Source organism: Paenibacillus pabuli (genome assembly GCF_039831995.1).
Lineage (GTDB): Bacteria > Bacillota > Bacilli > Paenibacillales > Paenibacillaceae > Paenibacillus > Paenibacillus pabuli_C.
Map to the genome: position 1 here is coordinate 1,531,885 of NZ_JBDOIO010000003.1, position 20,672 is coordinate 1,552,556.

Here is a 20,672-nt window from a genome sequence, read left to right on the forward strand (position 1 = left end):
CCGGCCGCTTCGCTTCCCAGGTTAAGATGAGGCTATCAGGACGTTCAGTACTTGATATGTAAGCGGATTCAGTATTCGCAATCTGAACGGCCATCCACTCTTAGCCCGAAGGGAGGCAAATCATGAAAAAAATGTCCACGCCCTTATACGGCCAGCAAAATAAGACAGCCTACTTGTTCCTGCTGCCTTGGCTAATCGGACTGTTCTGTCTAACATTGGGGCCTATGGCTGCATCGCTGTACTTATCCATGACCAAATTCAATCTGTTATCGCCGCCAACGTGGACGGGGCTCAGCAACTATGTGCAAATCTTCAGTGAAGATGATACGTTTCGCAGATCGCTGGGACTTACCTTCTTTTATGTCTTCTTGTCCGTCCCACTCCGGCTCGCATTTGCGCTGCTGGTAGCGATGGCGCTAAACAAAGGTATTCGCGGCCTCGGTATCTATCGAACCGTGTATTACATCCCTTCTCTCCTGGGGGGAAGCGTAGCCATTGCCATTGTCTGGCGCCAAATCTTTGACGGTAACGGACTCGTCAATCAGTTCCTGAACTGGTTCGGCATAGCGGGGCCTTCCTGGATTGCACACCCCGACTATGTCATTTATACCATCGTAACCTTATCCGTGTGGCAATTCGGGTCGGCGATGGTGATCTTTCTGGCTGGCCTGAAGCAGATTCCTGCTGACCTCTATGAAGCATCCGATGTGGACGGTGCCAGCAAACTGCGCCAATTCTTTCGCATCACACTGCCAATGCTGTCACCGGTCATTTTTTTCAACCTGATCATGAGCATGATCAATTCCTTCCAGGCCTTCACTCCGGCATATGTCATTGGAGACGGTCGCGGAGGGCCACTGGATGCCACCATGTTTTACACCCTGTATCTGTATCTGAAAGGCTTCTCGTTCTTTGATATGGGTTATGCCTCGGCACTGGCTTGGATCATGCTGGTCATCATCGGTATATTCACTGCCTTCGTCTTTCTCACATCCAGGTTCTGGGTATTTTATGGCGACAATCAGGAGGGGAGGTAATGCATATGCCGTTCAAACGAAAGCTGATTCAAACCGGGAGACACACGGTCATTATCCTCCTTGGTCTGCTGATGCTGTACCCGGTGTTATGGCTGATCTTCAGTTCGTTTAAACCCAATCATCTGATTTTTACGAACAGCAGTCTGATTCCAACCAGCTTCACACTGGATCATTACGTGAATGGCTGGAAAGGATTACAGGGCGTTTCCTTCGGCCGTTTCTTCGGCAACTCGGCTCTCATCTCAGTCATGAGCGTGCTGGGCAATGTCATCTCCTGTTCGCTTGCCGCCTATGCATTCTCCAGACTCCGGTTTAAGTTAAAAACGCTGTGGTTCAGCGTCATGCTGGTCACAATTATGCTGCCTTACCATGTAACGCTGGTACCTCAATATATTCTGTATAACGAGCTGCAGTGGATTAATACGTATTTCCCGCTTATTTTGCCGAAATGGCTGGCACAGGACTCCTTCTTCATTCTGCTTATGGTGCAATTTATCCGTGGTATTCCGCGGGAACTCGACGAGAGTGCAACAATTGACGGGTGCGGACAATCCCAGATTTTTTTCCGAATCGTAGTACCTCTCCTTGTTCCTGCATTGATCACGACGGCGATCTTCACCTTTATCTGGAGCTGGGATGATTTCTTCAGCCAGATGATCTACCTGAGCAAGATCGATCTGTTCACCGTGCAGCTGGGCATTCGTTCCCTGTTTGATCCATCAGGACAATCCGATTGGGGAGCATTACTTGCCATGTCCACGCTGTCCCTGCTGCCTGTAACGATCATCTTTCTGGTATTTCAGCGCTATTTTCTCGAAGGCATTGCTACAACCGGTCTGAAGTAAGTACCGATTAAGGATTACAAGGCTACGGTCTGCCACTGTCCACATGCTTCACGTTTCAAGTACGGACAAATTTTCGCAATCACATATTCGTTGGGAGGATGAACGATGTTTAAACGACTCATGATTGGAATGGCAGTCTCACTCCTGCTGCTCGCAACAGCCTGTTCTGGTACGGATCATACGGGTGCTGGCGGTAATACGGATCAAGGAGGCGAATCAAACAGTCAGGTTGAACTGCGCATGATGTGGTGGGGTGATCAGAAGAGGGCAGATATTACAAATGAAGCTCTCCAAGTATTTCAGGAAAAACATCCGGACATCAAAATTGTAGGCGAATTCGCGCCTTCCTCGGGGTATTTTGACAAATTGAATACGCAGCTGGCGTCAGGCACGGCACCTGATGTGTTCTTCCTGGGTGGAAATGTGGTCGATTATGCCAAAAAGGATGTCTTGCTCAACCTCGATCCATATGTTGGAAATGAATTAAACCTGGACGGCATGGATACCACCATGGTGGAATACGGGCGTCTTGACGGGAAGCTTCAGCATATTTCAGCCGGCGCCAACGCACGCGGAATTGTGATCAACAAGGCGTTGTTCGAAAAAGCAGGCATCCCTCTGCCTGATACGGATTGGAGCTGGGAAGATTATGCGGCAATCAGCAAGGAGCTTTCTGACAAGCTCGGCGATGGCATATTTGGAACCTATAACTTCGCGGTGGACGGGATGGACATCTACCTGAAGCAGCGTGGCAAACAGCTGTACGACATGACAAACGGTACATTGGGTTTTGCACAGGAAGATATTCTCGAATGGTTTCAATACTGGGAAAAGGCATCGGCATCCGGTGGTGTAGTCACACCTGAGATGCAGGTCTCCAATCCGCATGATGACACGAGTAAATCACTGCTGATTACAGGCAAAGCGGCCATGACACTGCTTCCCTCCAACCAGCTCGCTGCATTCCAGAGCCTGACGGAGGATCCGCTCATTCTGCATCCGGTTCCGCGCGGTCCGAAAGGTACAGGTGTCGTATTTGAATCCAGTCAGGGATTGTCCGGCTATGCGAATACCAAACATCCGAAAGAGGTTGCCATGCTGATGGACTTCTGGATCAATGATCCGGATGCGGCCCGAATTCTTGGCAATGACCGCGGCGTTCCGGTTACGGAAACCAATCGTAATCTTCTTCAGGAAGAAGCCGGAGCCGTTGAAGAACTTGTATATAACTATACCAATTTCGTATCCGAAGCCACCAAAACAGAACCTTTTGATGTGAGTTATAACCCTCCAGGTTTTGCGGAATTCTCCAAGCTGGCTCAGACGACAACCCAGGAGATCGGATTCGGACGCAAAAGTGTCGAGGAGGCTGTATCAAGCTTCTACAGCGGTACTCTCCGGATCTTCGAATCCAACCAATAATAATAACCAAGTCCCATAAGGAGGCCAACATGGCAGAAGCACTATTGAACCGGCTGCGCCATATGTCCATTCAAGACCTCGTGCAGCCGGGTAAACCGGAAGATGCAGTGCTCTTGCAGGAATGGCAGGAATCGGGAGTCCGTTTTGCCGCTTCGGCTGGAGGACTGGAACAGGCATATTATGCTGCAGTAGAAAGGCTCCTTGCCTGCATCGTTCCCATGAATGGCGGAGATCCTGTTCTGCAGGAAGGAGGAATCTACCTCGGCTGCTGGCTAGAGAGCACGGGTACGATTAACGCAGAGCTGCTCTCCCGCTTCATTCCTTCGGTTTCCCTAGCAACCTACCTAAGCTTTGCCGCTCATCAGCGGGAGGATGGTTTGCTGCCTTACAAACTGACGGAGAATGGTCCCTCCTACCGGCAAATTCAACTCGTTACTCCGCTTGCACGAAGCGTTTGGAACCACTACCAGCTTCACGGTAAGGACCGGACTTTTCTGAGAACGATGTATACAGCGATGACACGTTTTGACGAATGGATTGCACGACACCGGGATACCCGGGGAACCGGATGTGTTGAGGCTTTCAGCACATTTGACACCGGACATGATCTATCACCGAGGTTCTGGCATGTGCCGGATACACCTTACCAGAATGATCCAAGTGCATACCATCCGGATTCCCCGGTATTGCCTTTCCTGGCACCGGATCTAACCGCCAATATCTATTGCCAGCGCATATATTTGTCCCGAATGGCAGAGGAGCTTGGCGAGTCCGGTTTGGAATGGAAGGCAAAAGCTGAATTCAGTCTGGACCGACTCTTTCGTTACTGTTATGACGAAGAAGATTTGTTCTTTTATGATCGTGATCGCAATAACAAGCTCGTTCGAGTTCAATCGGATGTGCTGCTGCGCGTGATGGCCTGCGAGGTGGGTGATCATCATTTGTTCGACGAGGTATTACGAAGATATCTGCTCAATACACGCAAGTTTTTTGCCCGATATCCCTTTACGTCCTTAGCCATGGATGATCCCCGGTTCGACCCTTCATCCACCTATAACAGCTGGGGCGGGCCGTCCAATTTCTTGAGTCTCATTCGGGCTCCCCATGCCTTCGAAAGCCACCATCGCTATGTGGAATTGACATGGGTGCTGCATCCGATTCTGGCTGCGTTATCCAGAGCGAAGCGTTTTGCTCAAACCTTAAGTCCTTGGACTGGTGAAGAAGGCTTTACGGAAACCTACTCCCCGGCAATCCTGTGTCTTCTCGATTATGTGGAGAGGTTATGCGGCATTATGCCCGTTGGTTCAGACCTGTTGTGGTTTACCGGGCTTCTTCCCGCAGCCATGGATCATGGTGAAGAAGTTGCCGGGAATACAGCATATAGCCGAACCGTAGATGGGCAACAGTTTGAGCTGGTGAATACCTCCGATCAAATGGTGGTCTACCGAAAAGGCAGCATTCATATTCAAGCTCCGGCTGGAATCCGGCTCGTCACCGATCGTAGAGGAAAGCTGGAACATATTATTGGAATGAGTGTGCGGACGATTAAGGGCGAGCTAACCTATCAGGGAAAATCCCTGCCAATTCAAATCAAAGGAAATGAGATGCAGTGCTTCACGGAGGATGGTTTGCAAACCGTCCGGGATATTGGCATTATTTATCCAAGCTATCAATAAATAAGTTAAAAGGCGCAGGTGCGGAGAAGTCTCCTTGCACTTGCGCCTTTGCTATTCCAAAGCATATTCATTGCCGGGGAGAAGGTGTCCAATTTGTCCGGTTTAGCATTTCTTAAAGAAAACAGACTTCCTTAAGCTTTTCGCTGCCACGAGGGGTGCCGATAAAATTCAATGGTATCAATGAAACTCACGTTGTATTCCTGCTCCACTTCCGACAAATCCAGCAGTTTTCGGTCAATTTCTTTTAGTCCCATGACCACATCATGCCGCAGCAGATCCATTGCAATTTTGCCTACAAACCCGCCCTCGATCTCCTTATGTCGGTTACGAAACTCTTCATTGTAGATTAATTCCGGCGTAAAGGATAACTCAACAAACGCATTGACAAGTGTTAACTCGTTTCCTTCCCTTTGCACCGCAATATAGTAATTTCCACGGTCATCCTTGACCAAATCCTTATTGATTTCCACGTTCACTGGATTCACTCCCTATATCTTAAATGATGGACCTATCTTACAAAACATGGGCAGCCAATTGCTCACCACCTGACCTGATCCGCTCATATAATAGGTATAAACGGAGAACGGAGGATGACTTATGAAGTGGCATCATCTCCATACAGGCATAACGCTGCAACAGCGTCTGGCGGAGCTGCAGGGACATCTGGCCGAGCTCAACACACCGCAATCAGGACTTGAACCAGGCCGGATCAAACGGGTGTATTCCCGCAATTTTATCAAAGTAAATCGACAATTGTTCATTCCGCTCAGCCTGTTGTCCATCCGTGTGTTTGATACGCCGCAAACGCGCCGGGGTGTTCGAGTGGGCATTCGTACCGTGTTCCCATCCAAAAATGTCTTTCGAAATATCAGGCTCGTCGGCGTGGGACTCGATTATCTGGAGCTTCAGGGAACGGGAAAATTCCCTTCACGCATCCTGTTTCCCCTGACCCAGATCGAATCCATCTATCGCCCAGCACTCAAGAAGAAAAAGCAGACACGTTGATCAGTCCCATGCCCTTTCAGATGTACTGCCCTTACAATTATAACGCAACTTGTATCGCTCTGCCTGCCCAGGGCTTCACGGCAAAAAAACGGTGAGCACAACATGTCTCTGTGTCTCACCGCGAAGCTCATACATGTAATACGGATTGCCATCCGTTTTACTTGGGTTATCCCTTTATAGTCCTGTCCAAACATCCTTGGCATAGCGGCCTTCCTGCTGTAAACGTTCCAGCCATGCATCTGCCTCATCTGCGGAGCAGCCGCTGATGTCGGTGTATGCTTTTTTGAGCGTCGCCTCCACATCGGGGGCCATCTTGCTGCCGTCTCCACAAATATACAAATGCCCACCCTGCTCAAGCAGAGGAATCAGCTTCTCGGCGTCATCTCTCATCAGATGCTGGACATAACATTTATCCTGTCCATCAATTCTGGAAAAGGCGGTGTGGAGCTGGACAAGTCCTTCTTGCTGTGCAGCTTCAAGCTCCTTTTTATACAAATAATCATGCTCCGGGTTGCGGCATCCAAAGTACAGATGGGCTTCGCCAACCTTCTGCCCTTGTTCCTTCAGGACCCGTCTTGCTTGCAGGAATCCACGGAATGGTGCCACTCCCGTTCCTGGACCCACCATGATAACCGGCACTTCCGCTTGAGCTGGCAGTTCAAACCCGGATTCCGGTGTCCGGATAAACATGACCACCTCTTCACCCGGTTTCAGGTTCGCCAGATAATTGGACGCTATACCTCTATACTCCCCTTGTCCGCTCCAGGCCGGAGCACGAACCACGCTGACGGTGATACTGGCCTGCTCTGGCTGCACCCGAGGTGAACTCGAGATGGAGTAATATCTCGCTTTGAGGGAAGGCAGCAGCTCCAGGAAACGTTCGAACGGCATTTCGCATGCCTCGTACTTCACGAGATAATCCAGCATCGATACCCGCTTTTCACGCACTTCTTCCATATATACGGATTCATCCAGAAGCGCTTCAAGCTCCTTCTTGTGCGGCGGACATACGGTGTACGCTGCCAGTTCTCTCAGCTGGGCACGTGTTGCCGCCTCTTGCAATTCCACGCTGTGGCTGAGCAAGTCATACAGATTAACCGGCTGATGCAGGGGCAAATGCGCGGCACTTCGACCGGATGCGTCCAACACCAGGTGCTCCGTACCCGTGAAACCATAACGCTTGAGAACACGCTCCACGAGTTCCGGTGGATTTTGCGGGAGAATCCCCAGATGATCGCCTTCCTTGTATGTCATGCCTTCGGGCAGTTGAATCTCCAGATGACGCGTGCTCCGCTCGCTGCCTGCATCATGAAGTTCCCGATTCTCCAAGATGTGAGCCACATGGGCATCGTACGTATCTGCAAGCGGCGTCACCGCATGTCCACTGACAAACTGTACGGACAATGAACTGCGCTCACTGCCTGAGCTGTTGTTCAGCTTCAGTCCCATCGCATGTGCCAGATCCGGCCACAATTGCTCACTCCAGTCCTCAACCTGCTTCTCAAAGTCTCCGCTGGCATCACTTTCGCCAAGTGGGGATAAGCGAGTCGCCCCCTTGGAAGACAGCTGTTCATCAATCAAACGCGGAATACGCTGATACGTGCTGGCCCAGTTATGATCCCCGCAACCAAGAACCGCAAAGCGCACGCCTTCAAAGGCCTTGGAATCTGCATGCTGGATCCATTCTACAAAATTCCTGGCATTGCTCGGCGGCTGACCGTTGTAGGATGCACTGACAATAATAACCGCACCTTCCTTCGGCAGGTTGCCTACCCGATTGTCCAATGCCTCTACTTCGCTGCGAAAACCATGATATCGCGCAGTATCAGCAATTTCACGTGCAATGCCTTCAGCGGTACCCAGATTGGAACCGTACAGGACCAGCATCGGGGTGTGATGGGCATTCGCCGTATCAAGCTCTTTTCGTTTGGCAGCAGGAGCTGGCTCTTCCAACGCAACACCTGGTACAGCCATGACAGGCTGCCCACCACGAGCACGAACACGGATGGTGAAATGATCCGGCTTAAGTGTCAATGTTTCTTTTACCTTCAACTGATAATCCGTATGATCAATGAGCTCAAAATGTTTCAAGACCATGCCCAGCACAAGCGTTGCCTCCTGAAGTGCGAACTGCTGCCCAATACAGGCCCGCTGACCATTGCCAAAAGGCTTATAGGCATCATGCGGTACCTTGCTTGGATCTTCGAACCGCTCGGGACGGAACTCCTCTACATCCTCACCCCAGGCATCGCGGTCCCGATGCAGCTTGGGAATGAGCACACTGACGCTGTCCCCTTTTTTCAGCGGATACTCTCCGGCGAGTACGGTATCTTCTTTGGCGTAAAGGGAAAACGCTGGAGCTGTTGGCCACAGACGCAGTGCTTCGTTCAATACCATACGGATATATTTCAGACTCCGAACCTGATTGTACGTTGGAACCGGATCTTTCAGAATCTGGTCAGCCTCGGCTTGTGCCTTAGCCAGCTTATCCGGATTTTTCATCAAGTAATAGATGGCAAAAGATAACAGCCCACTCGTTGTCTCATGCCCTGCGATCAGGAACGTAATGATCTGATAACGGATATTTTCATCATCGAGTGTTTCTCCCGTTTCCGGGTCCTTGCCGCTCAGCATATGGGATAACAGATCGTCTGCGCCTTCCTGAGGCTGCTCTTTGCGCTCTGCGATAATATGATCGACCAGCGTGAACATGGAGCGAATATCCTGCTCAAATTGTTTCTTTTTGCTGATCATCAATTTGTCCTGCAGACGAAGGCGCTGCAGTGAACTCATCGATTCATCCAGTGCGCGTACCATGCTCGTAATAAATGGATGGGGTTCTTCCCGATAAAAGCTGTTAAACCGATAATTGAATCCACATAACCCGATCGTATCCAGGGTTAAACGCGTCATATCATCGGGTACGTTCACCGTTTCATCGGGATTCAGCCGTGACCATTTCTGAACAAGCTGCACAGCCAGATCGATCATCTTATTATGATATCCCTGCATTGCACGCTGACTGAAGCTGGGCAGAAGCACGTTATGGGCTTTTTTCCAGTTGGGTTCATCGGTCCAGCTTGTGAAGAGGCCATCTCCAGCAAAAGCACGAACTTTCGCAAGAGGTGCCCACACACGCTTATCGAATTTGGATTCATCCGTTACCTCGGCGACCAGCTCATGACCTGAAATATACAGCTCGCTTCGCCCCGGGTATTCCATTCGAAAGATCGGTCCGTATTCCTCTGCAAGCTTAACCAGGGATTGCACGGGCTCATCAAAGTTTAATTGGGGCAAGTTGCCCAGTGGCCCATAGGTTTTGGGCTGGGGTACTGACTTAGGCGGCATAAATTTCCACTCCTCTTCCAATTCGTATGTTCGACCTGATCATGAATAATGACTCTGTTAACTTAACCATTCGAATGTAAAGGGTATACCATCATTTTCTGCAAGGACTCACATTGGATTCGAATAACGATAGAACTTACTAGAACCAACTGACCAAATTAGTATATTAGTCATTTTTAAGTAAAAAAAATGGAGTGACTTCGTTTTCTTACTTTTACCCTAACATTTCCAGTTCTAATCTTCAACAGTCTCAAAGTCATAGGACCATCGGGTCGCCCCTGCTCATTGGCCTAGGTGGTCCCTTGGCCTGAAACGTATTCAGGCCTTCGCCACTCTGATTTTTTACGGCCACTTCATCGAAATTTAGCGTTGCTTCAGCAGTTCCCTGATTTGCGTTTCCATCATCGAAGGTTCAACTGTAGTTTCATAGCGGTCACTGACCTCACCATCCGCTCGGATTAAAAACTTGGTAAAGTTCCACTTGATCCCGTCCCCGCGGTACAATGCAGGATAGTTTTCCCTTACAAAATGATCCATCCGCCGACCTTCTTCTGTTTCAAGATCATATCCGTGGAATGCTGCCTTTTCAATCAGATAATGAAATAGCGGGTGTATGGATGTTCCGGTAACCTCAATCTTATCAAACATTGGAAAGGTCACATGAAATTTGCTTTTGCAATATTTCGTGATCTCCGCGTTATTACCCGGTTCTTTATGATTGAATTGATCACAGGGAAATGCCAAAATTTCCAGTCCTTGCTTGCCATACTTGTCATAGAGCTGCTGCAGCTCCGAAAATTGCCTGGAATAGCTGCACTTGCTGGCAGTGTTTACAATAAGCAGTACCTTTCCTTCAAACTTTGATAAGTCAGCAATACGCCCATCCTCCGAAGAAACTTGATAAGAATAAATTTGATTCACGAATAGCGCCCCCTATAACATGTATACAAAAATAAGCTCTTTAGATAGATTATATCTGCATTTGCGTTATAGGTTAAATATATAATTAATATAAACTTAATAGTTTTTACCTATTAAAATAACGAGAATCAGGATACCGAAAAAACAACTGTCCTGAGCAGAGAAAGGTTCTACTCCATTAGACAGTTGTTGTGCTGGGATATCAGATAATTAGAAGATTTAGAGATTTAGAGATTTAGAGATTTAAAAGATTCAGATGTTCGCTTTACCCCATAATCAGGCCGTATACCACACCCGGTCCGTGCACGCCAATCGTCAGATCGTTTTCGATATCAGAAGATCGGCTTGGACCGGAAATAAAGTGAATACCTGCAGGAAGATTCTCTCTTCCTGCTTCATCAAAGCGATTCAGCGTCTCACCCAATCGGGTATGCAATCGTTCTACCGGAATGACAATGATCAATACAGTTGGCAGAAGGCTCACAGAACGTCCCTTCTCTGGTGATGACAGCACAGTAACTGAACCTGTGTACGCTGTCGCATAATCCGCCATGACCACGCCGATATCGGCCTCTGCGGCCCGGGCTTTCCAGTTTTCATCCGGCTTGCTGTTCCATACGGAAATCTGCACTTCCGGCAGGTTTGCTTCAAGCTGCAATTCATCCAGTTCCTGTTCGTTCTGCCGGATCACATATTTTGCTCCCAGTTCATTTGCCTTGGTTGTAATAAAAGTCGATGCTTCCTCCAGATTCTTCACCCGAACAATGTGAGCACCGACACTCACAAAATTATCGGTAAATGCTTGTATCCGTTTCTCTTCATCCCACTCCAGTTCATTCCAGAATGACGGTGCACCTCGAAAAGGCTGCGTTGGCGCATGTTTTTGGCGGGGCCTTCTCAACTTGGCAGCAATGCCATTCATGAACTTTTCCTGCTTCTCACGCGATCGCTTCTCCAATTGGGCCAGCCACTCCTGATGTTCAGTGCTCATGCCTGTCGCCTCCATGCTCCCGTTCACGCAAGATTTGCTCCATCCGGTTGCGAACGTTGGTATCCATTTCTTTTGGATCCTGATTCAGTTCCTGATCCAGCTTGCTCCACTGCTGGCGGAATGAACGTCTGGCCAGGCTCGGTGCAACGCGGTATGTGTTCCATCCCTTGAGCGGACCAAGCTTGAGAGAGATTCCTTCATTGCGCACAACAGCCTTCTGGCCAATTTGACCCAGACGAATAGCTGCACTGAATCGTTTGGAGCTGGACACCACTGCGGCGAATCCCTTCATGCCCGCCCCCTCAAACTTGTTCCCGTGACCCTCTTCAACCTTACGTCTGCGTAAATACACCAGCATATCATGCAAAGGTATTTTGACAGGACAGGCCTCATAACAGGCCCCGCACAAACTCGAAGCACTGGCAATATCGTTCCACTCGTCTATATTCCCATTCAGTGCTGGCGTCAACACTGCACCAATCGGGCCGCTGTAGGTTCCACCATAGGCATGACCGCCGATATGACGGTATACCGGACAAGCGTTAAGACAGGCTCCGCAGCGTATGCAATTGAGCAGTTCCTGAAATTCAGGATCGCCCAACTGCAGGGATCTTCCATTGTCCACGATAATAATATGCATTTCATCAGGACCATCCCCGTCTGCTGTTCGGCGCGGCCCGGTTATGCCTGACATATACATGGTCAATTTCTGTCCCGTGGCTGAACGCGGCAGCAGCGTGGCCATCACTTCAAGATCGGTCCAGGATGGAATAATCCGTTCCATTCCCATCAGGGTAATCTGCGTCTTGGGTACAGTGGATACCATACGGGCATTGCCTTCATTTTCGAACAGCACCATGGAGCCTGTCTCCGCAATGGCGAAGTTACAGCCCGTCATGCCGATGTCAGCCTCGAGGAATTTTTCGCGCAGCTTTTTGCGCACAAACCCGGCGAGCACGGTTGTATCCGGTTCGAGGGTTTCCCCTGCTTCTTTTGATAATAAATCCGCAATCTGGTAACGGTTTTTGTGAATGGCCGGAATAACAATATGTGAGGGTGCTTCGCCAGCCAACTGGATGATGTATTCACCCAGATCGGTCTCAATGGCTTCAATGCCAGCAGATTCAAGCGCATGGTTCAGATGAACCTCTTCCGACACCATCGATTTGGATTTAACTACGGATACAGCTTCATGGTGGGCCGCTATATCGAGAGCGATTGCTGCTGCCTCCACCGATGTATCTGCAAAATGGATATGAACACCGTTAGCACGGGCATTGTTGACGAATTCATTCAGATAATAATCCAGATGTGCGATTGTGTGCAGTCGAATCTGGCGGCCCCGTTCCCGCCATTCATCCCAATTCCCGTGTTCTTCCGAAGCGGATTTCTTCCCGTTCCGCAGACGTTCCGTTGTGAATTTGACAGCTTTGCGCAGAAAATCATCATTGAGCGCGAGTTCCGCACGTTTCTTGACAGACACATCCATTACACCAGGCTGACTCATCCTGTTCGCACCCCCTCATACAGTAATTCGGCCAAATGCATGACACGAACCGGTTCATTCCGGTAGCGCAGGTTGCCTGCGATATTCATGAGACACGCCATATCCAGTCCAACAAGCACCTCGGCATCAGTCTCTTTGATATGATCAACCTTCTCGGTAACCATCGCGCCGGATATGTCCGACATTTTTACAGCAAACGTTCCCCCGAACCCGCAGCAGTCCTCTCCAAAAGGTAGGGGTACAAATTCCAGCCCTTTCACTGCAGACAACAGTGCCATCGGTTCGTCTTTCACCCCGAGCAGCCTGCTGCCGTGGCACGATGGATGATAGGTTACCTTGTGGGGAAAATGTGCTCCCAGATCCGTTATCCCGAGTACCTGCACCAGAAATTGCGTGAATTCATAGGCTTTTGCTTCCAACCGTTTTGCCTTTTCGAGCCATACCGGATCATCCGCAAACAGCTCAGGATAATGATGAATCATATACGTACAAGACCCTGAAGGACAGACTACAAAATCACTGTCATCAAACGCTTCCAGAATCGTTTTGGCTGCCACTCTTGTCTCATCCCAGTACCCGCTATTGTATGAAGGCTGCCCGCAGCAGGTTTGGACAGACGGAAATTCCAACCGAACTCCGTGAGCGGCAAGCAGTCTGACCATCGCTTCTCCGACACGCGGGTAGATGGCATCGCTGAGGCAGGTAATGAACAAGGAGACCTTCATAATTACACGCTCCCATAATCGATTAGTAGTTGGTCGTTGAAGTTTACTCTAGGTATCAATTCATAACTATCTGACGACAAGGCCATTTGCTTATACAGTCGTAATTTTGATGTCGTAGTCCTTCAGACGATGGATCAGATTACCTTCCAGCGGCTCATTGAGAATGACAGCATGAACAGCATTCAATCCGGTTACCCTGGCGAACGCACGAACACCAAACTTGCTTACATCTGCGAGCAAAATAACCTGGTCGGAGATCCCGACCATTTTCTGTTTCAATCTGGCCTGCAGTTCATTGGATTCGCTGATTCCGCCACCTTCCAGATGGACCCCCTTACAGGACAAGAACAGTTTATCAACATGATACGTTTCCAATGAACGTTCGGCGAGCGGCCCGACAAATGAGAGTGAACGCTGTGCCAACTGGCCACCGGTAGAGATCACCTCTATCCTGTCTTTACTGCTAAGTTCGGTCGCAACCTGAATCGAATTGGTTAACACCGTCAGCGGAATATCCGGCATGTTCGCAGCCATATAACCTGCAGTGGTGCTGGCATCCAGCAGTATCCGATCCCCAGGGTGAATCATGGCAAGGGCTGCCTGAGCAATTCGTTTTTTCTCTTCCGCATGCGTTGTTTCCCTCACGCGATAGGGGATCTCCGGCTGGTCATCCTTGATACTCACAGCTCCCCCATGGGAACGTTTTAATCGCCCGGCTTGCTCCAGCCGATCCAGATCACGGCGGATGGTCTCTTCGGTTACCCTACAGCGATCACTCAGCTCGGACACACGCATGCTGCCGCTCTCATTAACCATCTCTACAATGCGATCATACCGCTCAGCAGCCAGCATCGTTACACCTCGCTTCCGGCTTGTGATTTCGTTGAGTCCGTCAATCGAAGAAATCTGCCGTATGCCTCTTCCCAAATCAATCTGTCTTTCGGTTCATACTCGGTTACCGGGAACGAATCACGAATGACCCTGCGTGCCTCCCAGATTTCCTTGAACGCTCCACTGGCAATCCACTGGACAGCCATGTTGCCGATTGCACTGCCTTCTGCCGGACCGGCCCATACCGGCTTGCCAATAGAGCTTGCCGTCCACTGGCACAGCAACTGATTCTGGATGCCCCCGCCGACCATGTGCAATCCATTGAAAGACTGACCCGACAATTGTTCCGTCCATTCCAGCACTCTTCTGTATTTCAGCGCAAGGCTCTCCAAGATGGATCTGGCAATAGCTCCTTGATCTTGTGGTTCTTGCTGTCCCGTATCGCGGCAATACTGGCGAATCCGGATCGTCATGTCACCTGCTGGCATGAATAGATCGTCATCTGGATCAAATAAACTTGCAAAAGGAGGGGCTTGTTCCGCCTGCTTCAATAATTCAGCGTAACTGATTCCTTTTCCCTGCCGCTCCCATTCACGCATGCTCTCCTGCAAGATCCAGAGCCCCATAATGTTCTTAAGCAGACGGAATGTTCCTCCAGCCCCGCCTTCATTCGTGAAGTTCAGGGCAAGACTTTCGGGAGTAATGGCAGGATGATCAATCTCCGTTCCCATCAAGGACCAGGTTCCACAGCTCAAGTAAGCAAACGAACGATCTGTTGCCGGAACTGCAACCACTGCAGAACCTGTATCATGTTCAGCCACCGCAATAACGGGAATGGCGGATATCCCCAGATCACCCGATATACTGCTGCGGAGTTGGCCTACTCGTGTACCCGGCATTACCGCTTCCCCGAACAGCTGCTTCGAGACCCCGATGTGGGCAAGCAATTCTCCGTCCCATTGCCCGCTCACCGGGTTGTATAGCTGTGTTGTCGTTGCATTGGTAAACTCATTCACCGCTTCTCCAGTCAAAAAGTAACGAAGCAGGTCCGGTATCATCAGAAAACGATCCGCTGCAGCGAGCAGTGGGGAACCGTTCCGCTGCAGGGTTGCGAGCTGGTACAGGGTATTAAAACCAAGGAATTGGATGCCTGTTCGCTCGAAGATCCGCTGGGAGGTTAACTCCTTGCGAACCTGTTCCATCATGCCGTTAAACTGTCCATCACGATAATGATAGGGATTACCGAGCAATTCGCCATTGTGGCCCAGAAGCCCAAAGTCCACTCCCCAGGAATCGATCCCCAAACTGCCTGGTTGCTCTCCCTGCTGCTTGACCAGGTGCAGTCCCTGCAACAATTCATGATGCAAACGCAGAATGTCCCAGTGCATTCGTTCGCCTGCTTTGACCGGCTCATTCTTGAATCGATGAACTTCGGTGGCGGTTATTCCCCGGTCATCCAAATGACCCAGCAGCGCCCTCCCGCTGCCAGCCCCCAAATCATATGCCAGCACACTCACTGCTCTTCACCAACCTTCCTATACAAATGACGTTATTCCCTTTGCTTAATTGTTTGTTTATTTTTGTTTTATACTGTTTTGCTTTATTTCACGAGTATATCACTGTTGTAAGCGTTTGAATACCCTGTGTTTTGTTTCTTTTCCAACAAAAAAACGACCCGATCTCATGGACAAGTCGTTCTTCTTTTTGGATTACGTATAAAAGCGGCCATTGCTTACACCGGACTGGGGCTGCACATCTCTCTCGAAATGCTTGAACCTTGTACCCTGGTAGGTTAGCATGCCTTGATCATTTTCCACCAGCATGCCGTAGTTACTTCCGCCGACATTCAATTCCACGCGTTCTCCATTATCCAGTTGAAATGTTGCATAGTACCAGGTTGAAGCACTGCTCTCTCCGCTTCCTCCAGTAACCTTGGTTCTCTTCGCCACTACAGTACAGTGCAAGGTGAGCAGTGCTGCTGCATTATTGGAGGACCAACTCCGAACCCCTGAAATAATGGCGTATACAATCACACATGCAATGATGAGAAATATAGCCCCAATGAATATGGAACCCAATGCACTCATGGCCCCAAACTCATTGAATCCTGAAAAAAATCCCCCTTGATTCCCCTCAAATCCCGGGATACTATTCATGTCGTCAAATACACCGAAGCCGTCTGTGGTTAATCGGCCCATCGATGAGGATATGCTGATCGTCGTCATTCAACATCGTTCCTTTCCAGCTCCATAATAAGATGCACCGCCCCTTGCCAAGGAGACGGTGCACGCGGACAACCTTACTTACCTTGTCCGTATACTATATGAGCGTAATTAGGAATACAGACGTTCAAGTTCATCAACCAGACTGCCAACATACGCCACAGCAGCACGGATTGGTTCTGGTCCGGACATGTCCACACCCGCAAGTTTCATCAGCTCTTGAGGTGCGAGACTTCCGCCTGCTTTTAATGCTTCGAGCCAGCGATCCACGGCAGGCTGCCCTTCTTCGCGAATCAGTCCGGCAGCAGCTGTTGAGGCCGTCAAACCAGCGGCATAGGTGTAAGGGTAGAGTCCCATGTAGTAATGAGGCTGTCTCATCCAGGTCAGTTTGGCACCTTCATCCACAATCAAATCAGGGCCCCAGAACTCGGAGAGAATATTTCCTTTGAGCTCACTGAGCAGCTTGGCTGTAATTGGTTCATCCTTCGTGGCAAGTTCGTACACCTGGCGCTGCAATTCACCTTCTAGCAGGTGAGTTACGAAGTTATGATAATACGTGTTGAGCAATTGTAGAATCACCCAGCGGCGCATTCTTGGGTTGTCAGAACGTTTTAACAGATGATCAGCCAGCAGCATTTCATTCATGGTCGATGGTGCTTCAATGAAATACAGTGAAGGCCTTGTATTGGTAATCCGCTGATAGCGTCCGGCAAGCATGAAATGCCCGGCATGTCCGACTTCATGAGCGAGCGTAAACGCACCCCGCATATTGTTAGCCCAAGAGATCAGGATATACGAATGCGCCCCGTAAATGGATGAACAGAAAGCCCCCGTTGACTTGCCGGCATTATCCGCATAATCCACCCAACGGTCGCTGAATGCCCGCTCCACAATTTCGCCGTATTCGGGCCCAAGCACGGCAAGCGCTTCACGGATGAGCGTGCAGGCTTCTTCATACGTAATGGCAGGGCTGAATTCAGGATCCAGCGGGGCCTTGAGATCACAGAACATCAGCTTGTCCAGACCCAGCTCGCGTTTCTTGAGAGCCGCAAGTCTGCGCATATGAGGGGCAAGTTCCTGCTGAATGATATCCAGGATATTGTTATACATCTCTTTGCTTACTTGCTGCGGGCTAAGCAGCATATCGGTAACGTCGTCATAGCCGCGAAGCCTGGATAAAACAACCTGTTTCTTCACTTCGGTTGCATAACCTTCGGCAAATGTATTTTTGTAATCATTTAGCTTGGAACTAAAGGCTGCGTAGGCAGAACGGCGCAGCTTGGTATCGGAAGACATTTCATAGTTATTTTCATAGAAAGACCAGGACAGCGGGCGGGTATTGTCTTCTCCATCCAACGCATCATCAAAAGTCATGTCTGCCAGTTTACCGCGCAGGTAAATCCGGTATGGCGAATCCAATACTTCACCGAGCGAAGCCAGTACTTTCTCCGTCTCTGGTGAGAGGCGATGTGCTTTTTCCTGAAGCAGAAGATTCAGGCTGCGAGCATATGGCTCCAGTCCGGGAAGTTCTGCAATATATCGTTCCACCGTACCCTCGGGAAGATCCGTGATCTCGGAATTGACAAAAGACAAGGAAGACGACAGAGACGATAGGATATCTCCCGCTTTCGCCGAATTCTCAAGGTTAACCGGATTGGTACTATCCTCCGATTGTTTCAGTCGCGCATAGGATGCGGTCTTCACAATTCGTTCCTGAAGTGCTTCACGTGCATCCAGACAAGCCAGTAACTGTTCGGCACCTTCGCCCAGACGTCCTTTATACGTTTCAATCTGGACAGCTGCTTCCGGGAGTGATCTGAGTTCTTGCTCCCACTCGGCATCGGTCCCAAACAAATCCGTCAGATTCCAGGTTGTTTCCTGGCTTACTTCGTCACGTGTACGTATTTTTTCCATCTGTTATGTCCTCCTCCTTGCATTTCCAATATCTCTCATCGTATCATATTACGACCGTTTATACCTGACATCTCCCAAATTGGGACTTTGGGTTCAAACCGAATCAAAATAAACCGCTGAGGTGTGGAAATATTCCATACCCCGGCGGTTTTTTTGAGTTTGATTTATTCTGATTTCCAGATTACATTTTCACCGTAATTTTTACCCCAATCGTACATGGCTCGCAGGACTGGCATCAAGCTATGTCCATGGTCAGTCAAGCTGTACTCTACCCGAGGAGGGACTTCTGCATAGACCTTGCGCTCAATCAGCCGATCTTCCTCCAGCTCCCGAAGCTGGTTAGTCAGCATTTTTTGGGTGATATGAGGGATCAATCGCTTCAATTCACTGAATCGCTTGGTTCCTTCCAGTCCCAGATGCCACAATATAATGAGTTTCCATTTGCCGCCAATGACAGCAAGGGTCAGTTCCTTCTCACAGTTGATTTCTTTCAAATTAATCCGTTCCTTGACTTCGGCTGCCATGGCTCCGAGCCCCCTTAGCTTACATTCTTCGTTCAAACAGGTCACTATTCGATATAGCTTACTCTCAATTCTACTACAGCATGGCTCGAATGCATAGGAGACGTGAACGTATCACCGCATAATACATGACAGAAAGGACCGGCTCCCCCTCTTTTATATAAGGGATCCCGGTCCTGCCTATGTTTACTTCAAGATCTGCAAGAGACCATCTATTCCAGATTCGCATGACGGCCAAACATGTCCGCCCCAGTCATCTCTTTCTTTTCCATCAATGTGAGTACCAGAGCATCCATAGCCAGCAGCAATCCCTGTTCAAAAAGCGAACCCATCGGTTGAATCGTAACGGCTGCGCCTGACGTTGCCGTATCCTCTTTTGCAGATGCGGGAAGACGAACGACGGTGTTAGCCATTTGACCAATGGTGGACTCCGGCTTGATCGTGATGAGACCTACCGGTGCACCGGCTTTACTGGCCTTCTGAGCCATCGCTGCCAGACTGCCCGTTTCTCCCGAGCCCGAGCATAATAGAAGGAAGTCCTTCTGACTTATGCCCGGTGTGACAGTCTCCCCGACAACGAATACCCGGAGTCCCATCTGCATCAATCTCATGGCAAAAGCCTTTCCCATCAAACCCGAGCGTCCAGCACCTGCCACAAAAACCTGTTTAGCAGCCAGAATATGCTCAGCCATCGCCTGCATTTCCGAATCGTCGATCTGGCTTAGTGTGCGTTCCAGCTCCTTCAGAATGTCTGCTGCGTATTGTCTGCTGCTCATTCCGTTACCCTTGTTGTACAAGACGTTGCATTTCAGCCGCAACTTTGGCTTTGTCTGCTTGTCCAGTGATTCCGCCGCCTACAATAACCAGATCCGGTTGTGCTTTGATTACCTCAGGCAATGTTTCCAGCTTGATGCCACCAGCTACAGCCGTTTTTGCGTTTTTCACAGCAGCTTTGATCGTTTGCAGATCTTCGAACGGGCTTTGTCCTTCGGCTTGCAGGTCATAACCTGTGTGTACACAGATGTAATCTACGCCAAGCGAATCAACTTCACGAGCACGTTGTTCAAGGTTAGGCACGTTGATCATGTCCACAAGAACTTGTTTGTTTTGTTTCTTCGCTTCTGCTACTGCACCTTTGATCGTACTGTCATTGGTTGCCCCAAGCACAGTGATCAGATCCGCACCAGCTTCAGCTGCTTTCATGATTTCATAACCACCAGCGTCCATAATTTTCAGATCGGCCAGAACCTGCAGGTTAGGGAATGCTTCTTTCATCGCTTTAACCGCGTGCAGCCCTTCATTAATTACAATTGGCGTACCAATCTCAACGATATCGATATATTGTTCCACTTCTTTAACCAGAGCGATACCTTCAGGGATGTTTACCAGATCGAGTGCGAGTTGCAATTTCATGATTTATTTCTCCTTTGTTATTCAGATATGAGTATTGCTGTATAGGATTTCTAAATAATTAGCCTGCACCAATCAGCCTGTTCAGATGCATGCAATGTTTATCTTGGCTACTCATTCATTGTAGAGCCTGACTTTCCATCCAGGAAGTACGCACTTTGAAGTCAGGTAGTTACCTGCACGATACTATTGAGTTACTTTTGTTGTTATATGAAGCTTATTAAGAAAAATCAAATACGATTCCAATCATAGAGAGGCCAATGAGAACAAATCCCGTCCTACATCATGAAAAAATAC

At 49.3% G+C, this 20,672-nt stretch carries 18 protein-coding genes; 5 read left to right on the plus strand and 13 right to left on the minus strand.

Translation table 11 applies throughout. The features are described from left to right. Positions 1 to 122 precede the first annotated feature (122 nt). From ABGV42_RS08775 to ABGV42_RS08790, 4 genes are all read left to right on the plus strand, one after another. On the plus strand, positions 123 to 1,037 hold the full coding sequence (locus ABGV42_RS08775) for a carbohydrate ABC transporter permease (protein WP_347381334.1): 915 nt from the start codon (positions 123 to 125) through the stop codon (positions 1,035 to 1,037). A gap of 5 nt (positions 1,038 to 1,042) precedes the next feature. Continuing rightward, positions 1,043 to 1,882 (plus strand): carbohydrate ABC transporter permease, encoded by an 840-nt coding sequence (locus tag ABGV42_RS08780; RefSeq protein ID WP_347381335.1) that lies wholly within the window; start codon positions 1,043 to 1,045, stop codon positions 1,880 to 1,882. Positions 1,883 to 1,987: 105 nt separating this feature from the next. Continuing rightward, complete coding sequence (locus ABGV42_RS08785) at positions 1,988 to 3,304, plus strand: ABC transporter substrate-binding protein (RefSeq protein WP_347381336.1); 1,317 nt, start codon at positions 1,988 to 1,990, stop codon at positions 3,302 to 3,304. Positions 3,305 to 3,333: 29 nt separating this feature from the next. Continuing rightward, complete coding sequence (locus ABGV42_RS08790; protein WP_347381337.1) at positions 3,334 to 4,980, plus strand: MGH1-like glycoside hydrolase domain-containing protein; 1,647 nt, start codon at positions 3,334 to 3,336, stop codon at positions 4,978 to 4,980. 131 nt (positions 4,981 to 5,111) lie between these two features. Here the strand turns inward: ABGV42_RS08790 and ABGV42_RS08795 are convergent, their stop codons facing one another. Then, positions 5,112 to 5,456, minus strand: coding sequence for a hypothetical protein (locus tag ABGV42_RS08795; protein WP_347381338.1), 345 nt, complete (start codon positions 5,454 to 5,456; stop codon positions 5,112 to 5,114). Between the two features lie 121 nt (positions 5,457 to 5,577). On the opposite strand from ABGV42_RS08795, the gene ABGV42_RS08800 reads away from it, so the two are divergent. Next, positions 5,578 to 5,985: a hypothetical protein gene (locus ABGV42_RS08800; RefSeq protein WP_347381339.1), complete on the plus strand. Its 408-nt coding sequence runs from the start codon at positions 5,578 to 5,580 to the stop codon at positions 5,983 to 5,985. A gap of 174 nt (positions 5,986 to 6,159) precedes the next feature. Here the strand turns inward: ABGV42_RS08800 and ABGV42_RS08805 are convergent, their stop codons facing one another. The 12 genes from ABGV42_RS08805 to hxlA form a co-directional block, all read right to left on the minus strand. Then, positions 6,160 to 9,333: a bifunctional cytochrome P450/NADPH--P450 reductase gene (locus tag ABGV42_RS08805; protein ID WP_347381340.1), complete on the minus strand. Its 3,174-nt coding sequence runs from the start codon at positions 9,331 to 9,333 to the stop codon at positions 6,160 to 6,162. A gap of 363 nt (positions 9,334 to 9,696) precedes the next feature. After that, entirely contained in the window at positions 9,697 to 10,254 is a 558-nt protein-coding gene (locus ABGV42_RS08810) for a glutathione peroxidase (RefSeq protein ID WP_347381341.1), read from the minus strand. Between the two features lie 265 nt (positions 10,255 to 10,519). Next, positions 10,520 to 11,245, minus strand: coding sequence for a LutC/YkgG family protein (locus tag ABGV42_RS08815; RefSeq protein WP_347381342.1), 726 nt, complete (start codon positions 11,243 to 11,245; stop codon positions 10,520 to 10,522). Next, entirely contained in the window at positions 11,235 to 12,752 is a 1,518-nt protein-coding gene (locus ABGV42_RS08820; RefSeq protein ID WP_347381343.1) for a LutB/LldF family L-lactate oxidation iron-sulfur protein, read from the minus strand. Before ABGV42_RS08820 ends, ABGV42_RS08815 begins: the two co-directional genes overlap by 11 nt. Beyond that, the gene (locus ABGV42_RS08825) at positions 12,749 to 13,477 is read right to left on the minus strand and encodes a (Fe-S)-binding protein (protein WP_347381344.1); all 729 of its coding nucleotides are present in this window, start codon (positions 13,475 to 13,477) and stop codon (positions 12,749 to 12,751) included. Before ABGV42_RS08825 ends, ABGV42_RS08820 begins: the two co-directional genes overlap by 4 nt. Positions 13,478 to 13,567: 90 nt before the next feature. After that, entirely contained in the window at positions 13,568 to 14,329 is a 762-nt protein-coding gene (locus tag ABGV42_RS08830; protein WP_347381345.1) for a DeoR/GlpR family DNA-binding transcription regulator, read from the minus strand. Positions 14,330 to 14,331: 2 nt separating this feature from the next. Then, positions 14,332 to 15,825 carry a rhamnulokinase gene (locus ABGV42_RS08835; protein WP_347381346.1) on the minus strand — a complete coding sequence of 498 codons (1,494 nt, stop codon included), beginning with the start codon at positions 15,823 to 15,825 and terminating at the stop codon, positions 14,332 to 14,334. A 192-nt stretch (positions 15,826 to 16,017) separates the two neighbouring features. Beyond that, complete coding sequence (locus ABGV42_RS08840) at positions 16,018 to 16,533, minus strand: DUF2500 domain-containing protein (RefSeq protein WP_347381347.1); 516 nt, start codon at positions 16,531 to 16,533, stop codon at positions 16,018 to 16,020. A gap of 108 nt (positions 16,534 to 16,641) precedes the next feature. Further along, positions 16,642 to 18,444 (minus strand): oligoendopeptidase F, encoded by a 1,803-nt coding sequence (gene pepF / locus ABGV42_RS08845; protein ID WP_347381348.1) that lies wholly within the window; start codon positions 18,442 to 18,444, stop codon positions 16,642 to 16,644. 164 nt (positions 18,445 to 18,608) lie between these two features. Continuing rightward, positions 18,609 to 18,968, minus strand: a complete 360-nt coding sequence (locus tag ABGV42_RS08850; protein WP_095287596.1) for a winged helix-turn-helix transcriptional regulator — start codon at positions 18,966 to 18,968, stop codon at positions 18,609 to 18,611. 209 nt (positions 18,969 to 19,177) lie between these two features. Beyond that, the gene (gene hxlB, locus ABGV42_RS08855) at positions 19,178 to 19,741 is read right to left on the minus strand and encodes a 6-phospho-3-hexuloisomerase (RefSeq protein ID WP_347381349.1); all 564 of its coding nucleotides are present in this window, start codon (positions 19,739 to 19,741) and stop codon (positions 19,178 to 19,180) included. A gap of 4 nt (positions 19,742 to 19,745) precedes the next feature. Then, a complete protein-coding gene (gene hxlA, locus ABGV42_RS08860; RefSeq protein ID WP_090993813.1) occupies positions 19,746 to 20,378 on the minus strand; it encodes a 3-hexulose-6-phosphate synthase in 633 nt (210 codons plus the stop codon). Positions 20,379 to 20,672 lie beyond the last annotated feature (294 nt).

Bases quoted from the DNA above. Each gene is read 5' to 3' on its own strand.
- pepF (WP_347381348.1), bottom strand. From the start codon at position 18,444: ATGGAAAAAATACGTACACGTGACGAAGTAAGCCAGGAAACAACCTGG.
- ABGV42_RS08850 (WP_095287596.1), bottom strand. From the start codon at position 18,968: ATGGCAGCCGAAGTCAAGGAACGGATTAATTTGAAAGAAATCAACTGT.
- ABGV42_RS08805 (WP_347381340.1), bottom strand. From the start codon at position 9,333: ATGCCGCCTAAGTCAGTACCCCAGCCCAAAACCTATGGGCCACTGGGC.
- ABGV42_RS08825 (WP_347381344.1), bottom strand. From the start codon at position 13,477: ATGAAGGTCTCCTTGTTCATTACCTGCCTCAGCGATGCCATCTACCCG.
- ABGV42_RS08815 (WP_347381342.1), bottom strand. From the start codon at position 11,245: ATGAGCACTGAACATCAGGAGTGGCTGGCCCAATTGGAGAAGCGATCG.
- ABGV42_RS08790 (WP_347381337.1), top strand. From the start codon at position 3,334: ATGGCAGAAGCACTATTGAACCGGCTGCGCCATATGTCCATTCAAGAC.
- ABGV42_RS08800 (WP_347381339.1), top strand. From the start codon at position 5,578: ATGAAGTGGCATCATCTCCATACAGGCATAACGCTGCAACAGCGTCTG.
- ABGV42_RS08820 (WP_347381343.1), bottom strand. From the start codon at position 12,752: ATGAGTCAGCCTGGTGTAATGGATGTGTCTGTCAAGAAACGTGCGGAA.
- ABGV42_RS08840 (WP_347381347.1), bottom strand. From the start codon at position 16,533: ATGACGACGATCAGCATATCCTCATCGATGGGCCGATTAACCACAGAC.
- ABGV42_RS08780 (WP_347381335.1), top strand. From the start codon at position 1,043: ATGCCGTTCAAACGAAAGCTGATTCAAACCGGGAGACACACGGTCATT.
- ABGV42_RS08830 (WP_347381345.1), bottom strand. From the start codon at position 14,329: ATGCTGGCTGCTGAGCGGTATGATCGCATTGTAGAGATGGTTAATGAG.
- hxlA (WP_090993813.1), bottom strand. From the start codon at position 20,378: ATGAAATTGCAACTCGCACTCGATCTGGTAAACATCCCTGAAGGTATC.
- hxlB (WP_347381349.1), bottom strand. From the start codon at position 19,741: ATGAGCAGCAGACAATACGCAGCAGACATTCTGAAGGAGCTGGAACGC.
- ABGV42_RS08785 (WP_347381336.1), top strand. From the start codon at position 1,988: ATGTTTAAACGACTCATGATTGGAATGGCAGTCTCACTCCTGCTGCTC.
- ABGV42_RS08775 (WP_347381334.1), top strand. From the start codon at position 123: ATGAAAAAAATGTCCACGCCCTTATACGGCCAGCAAAATAAGACAGCC.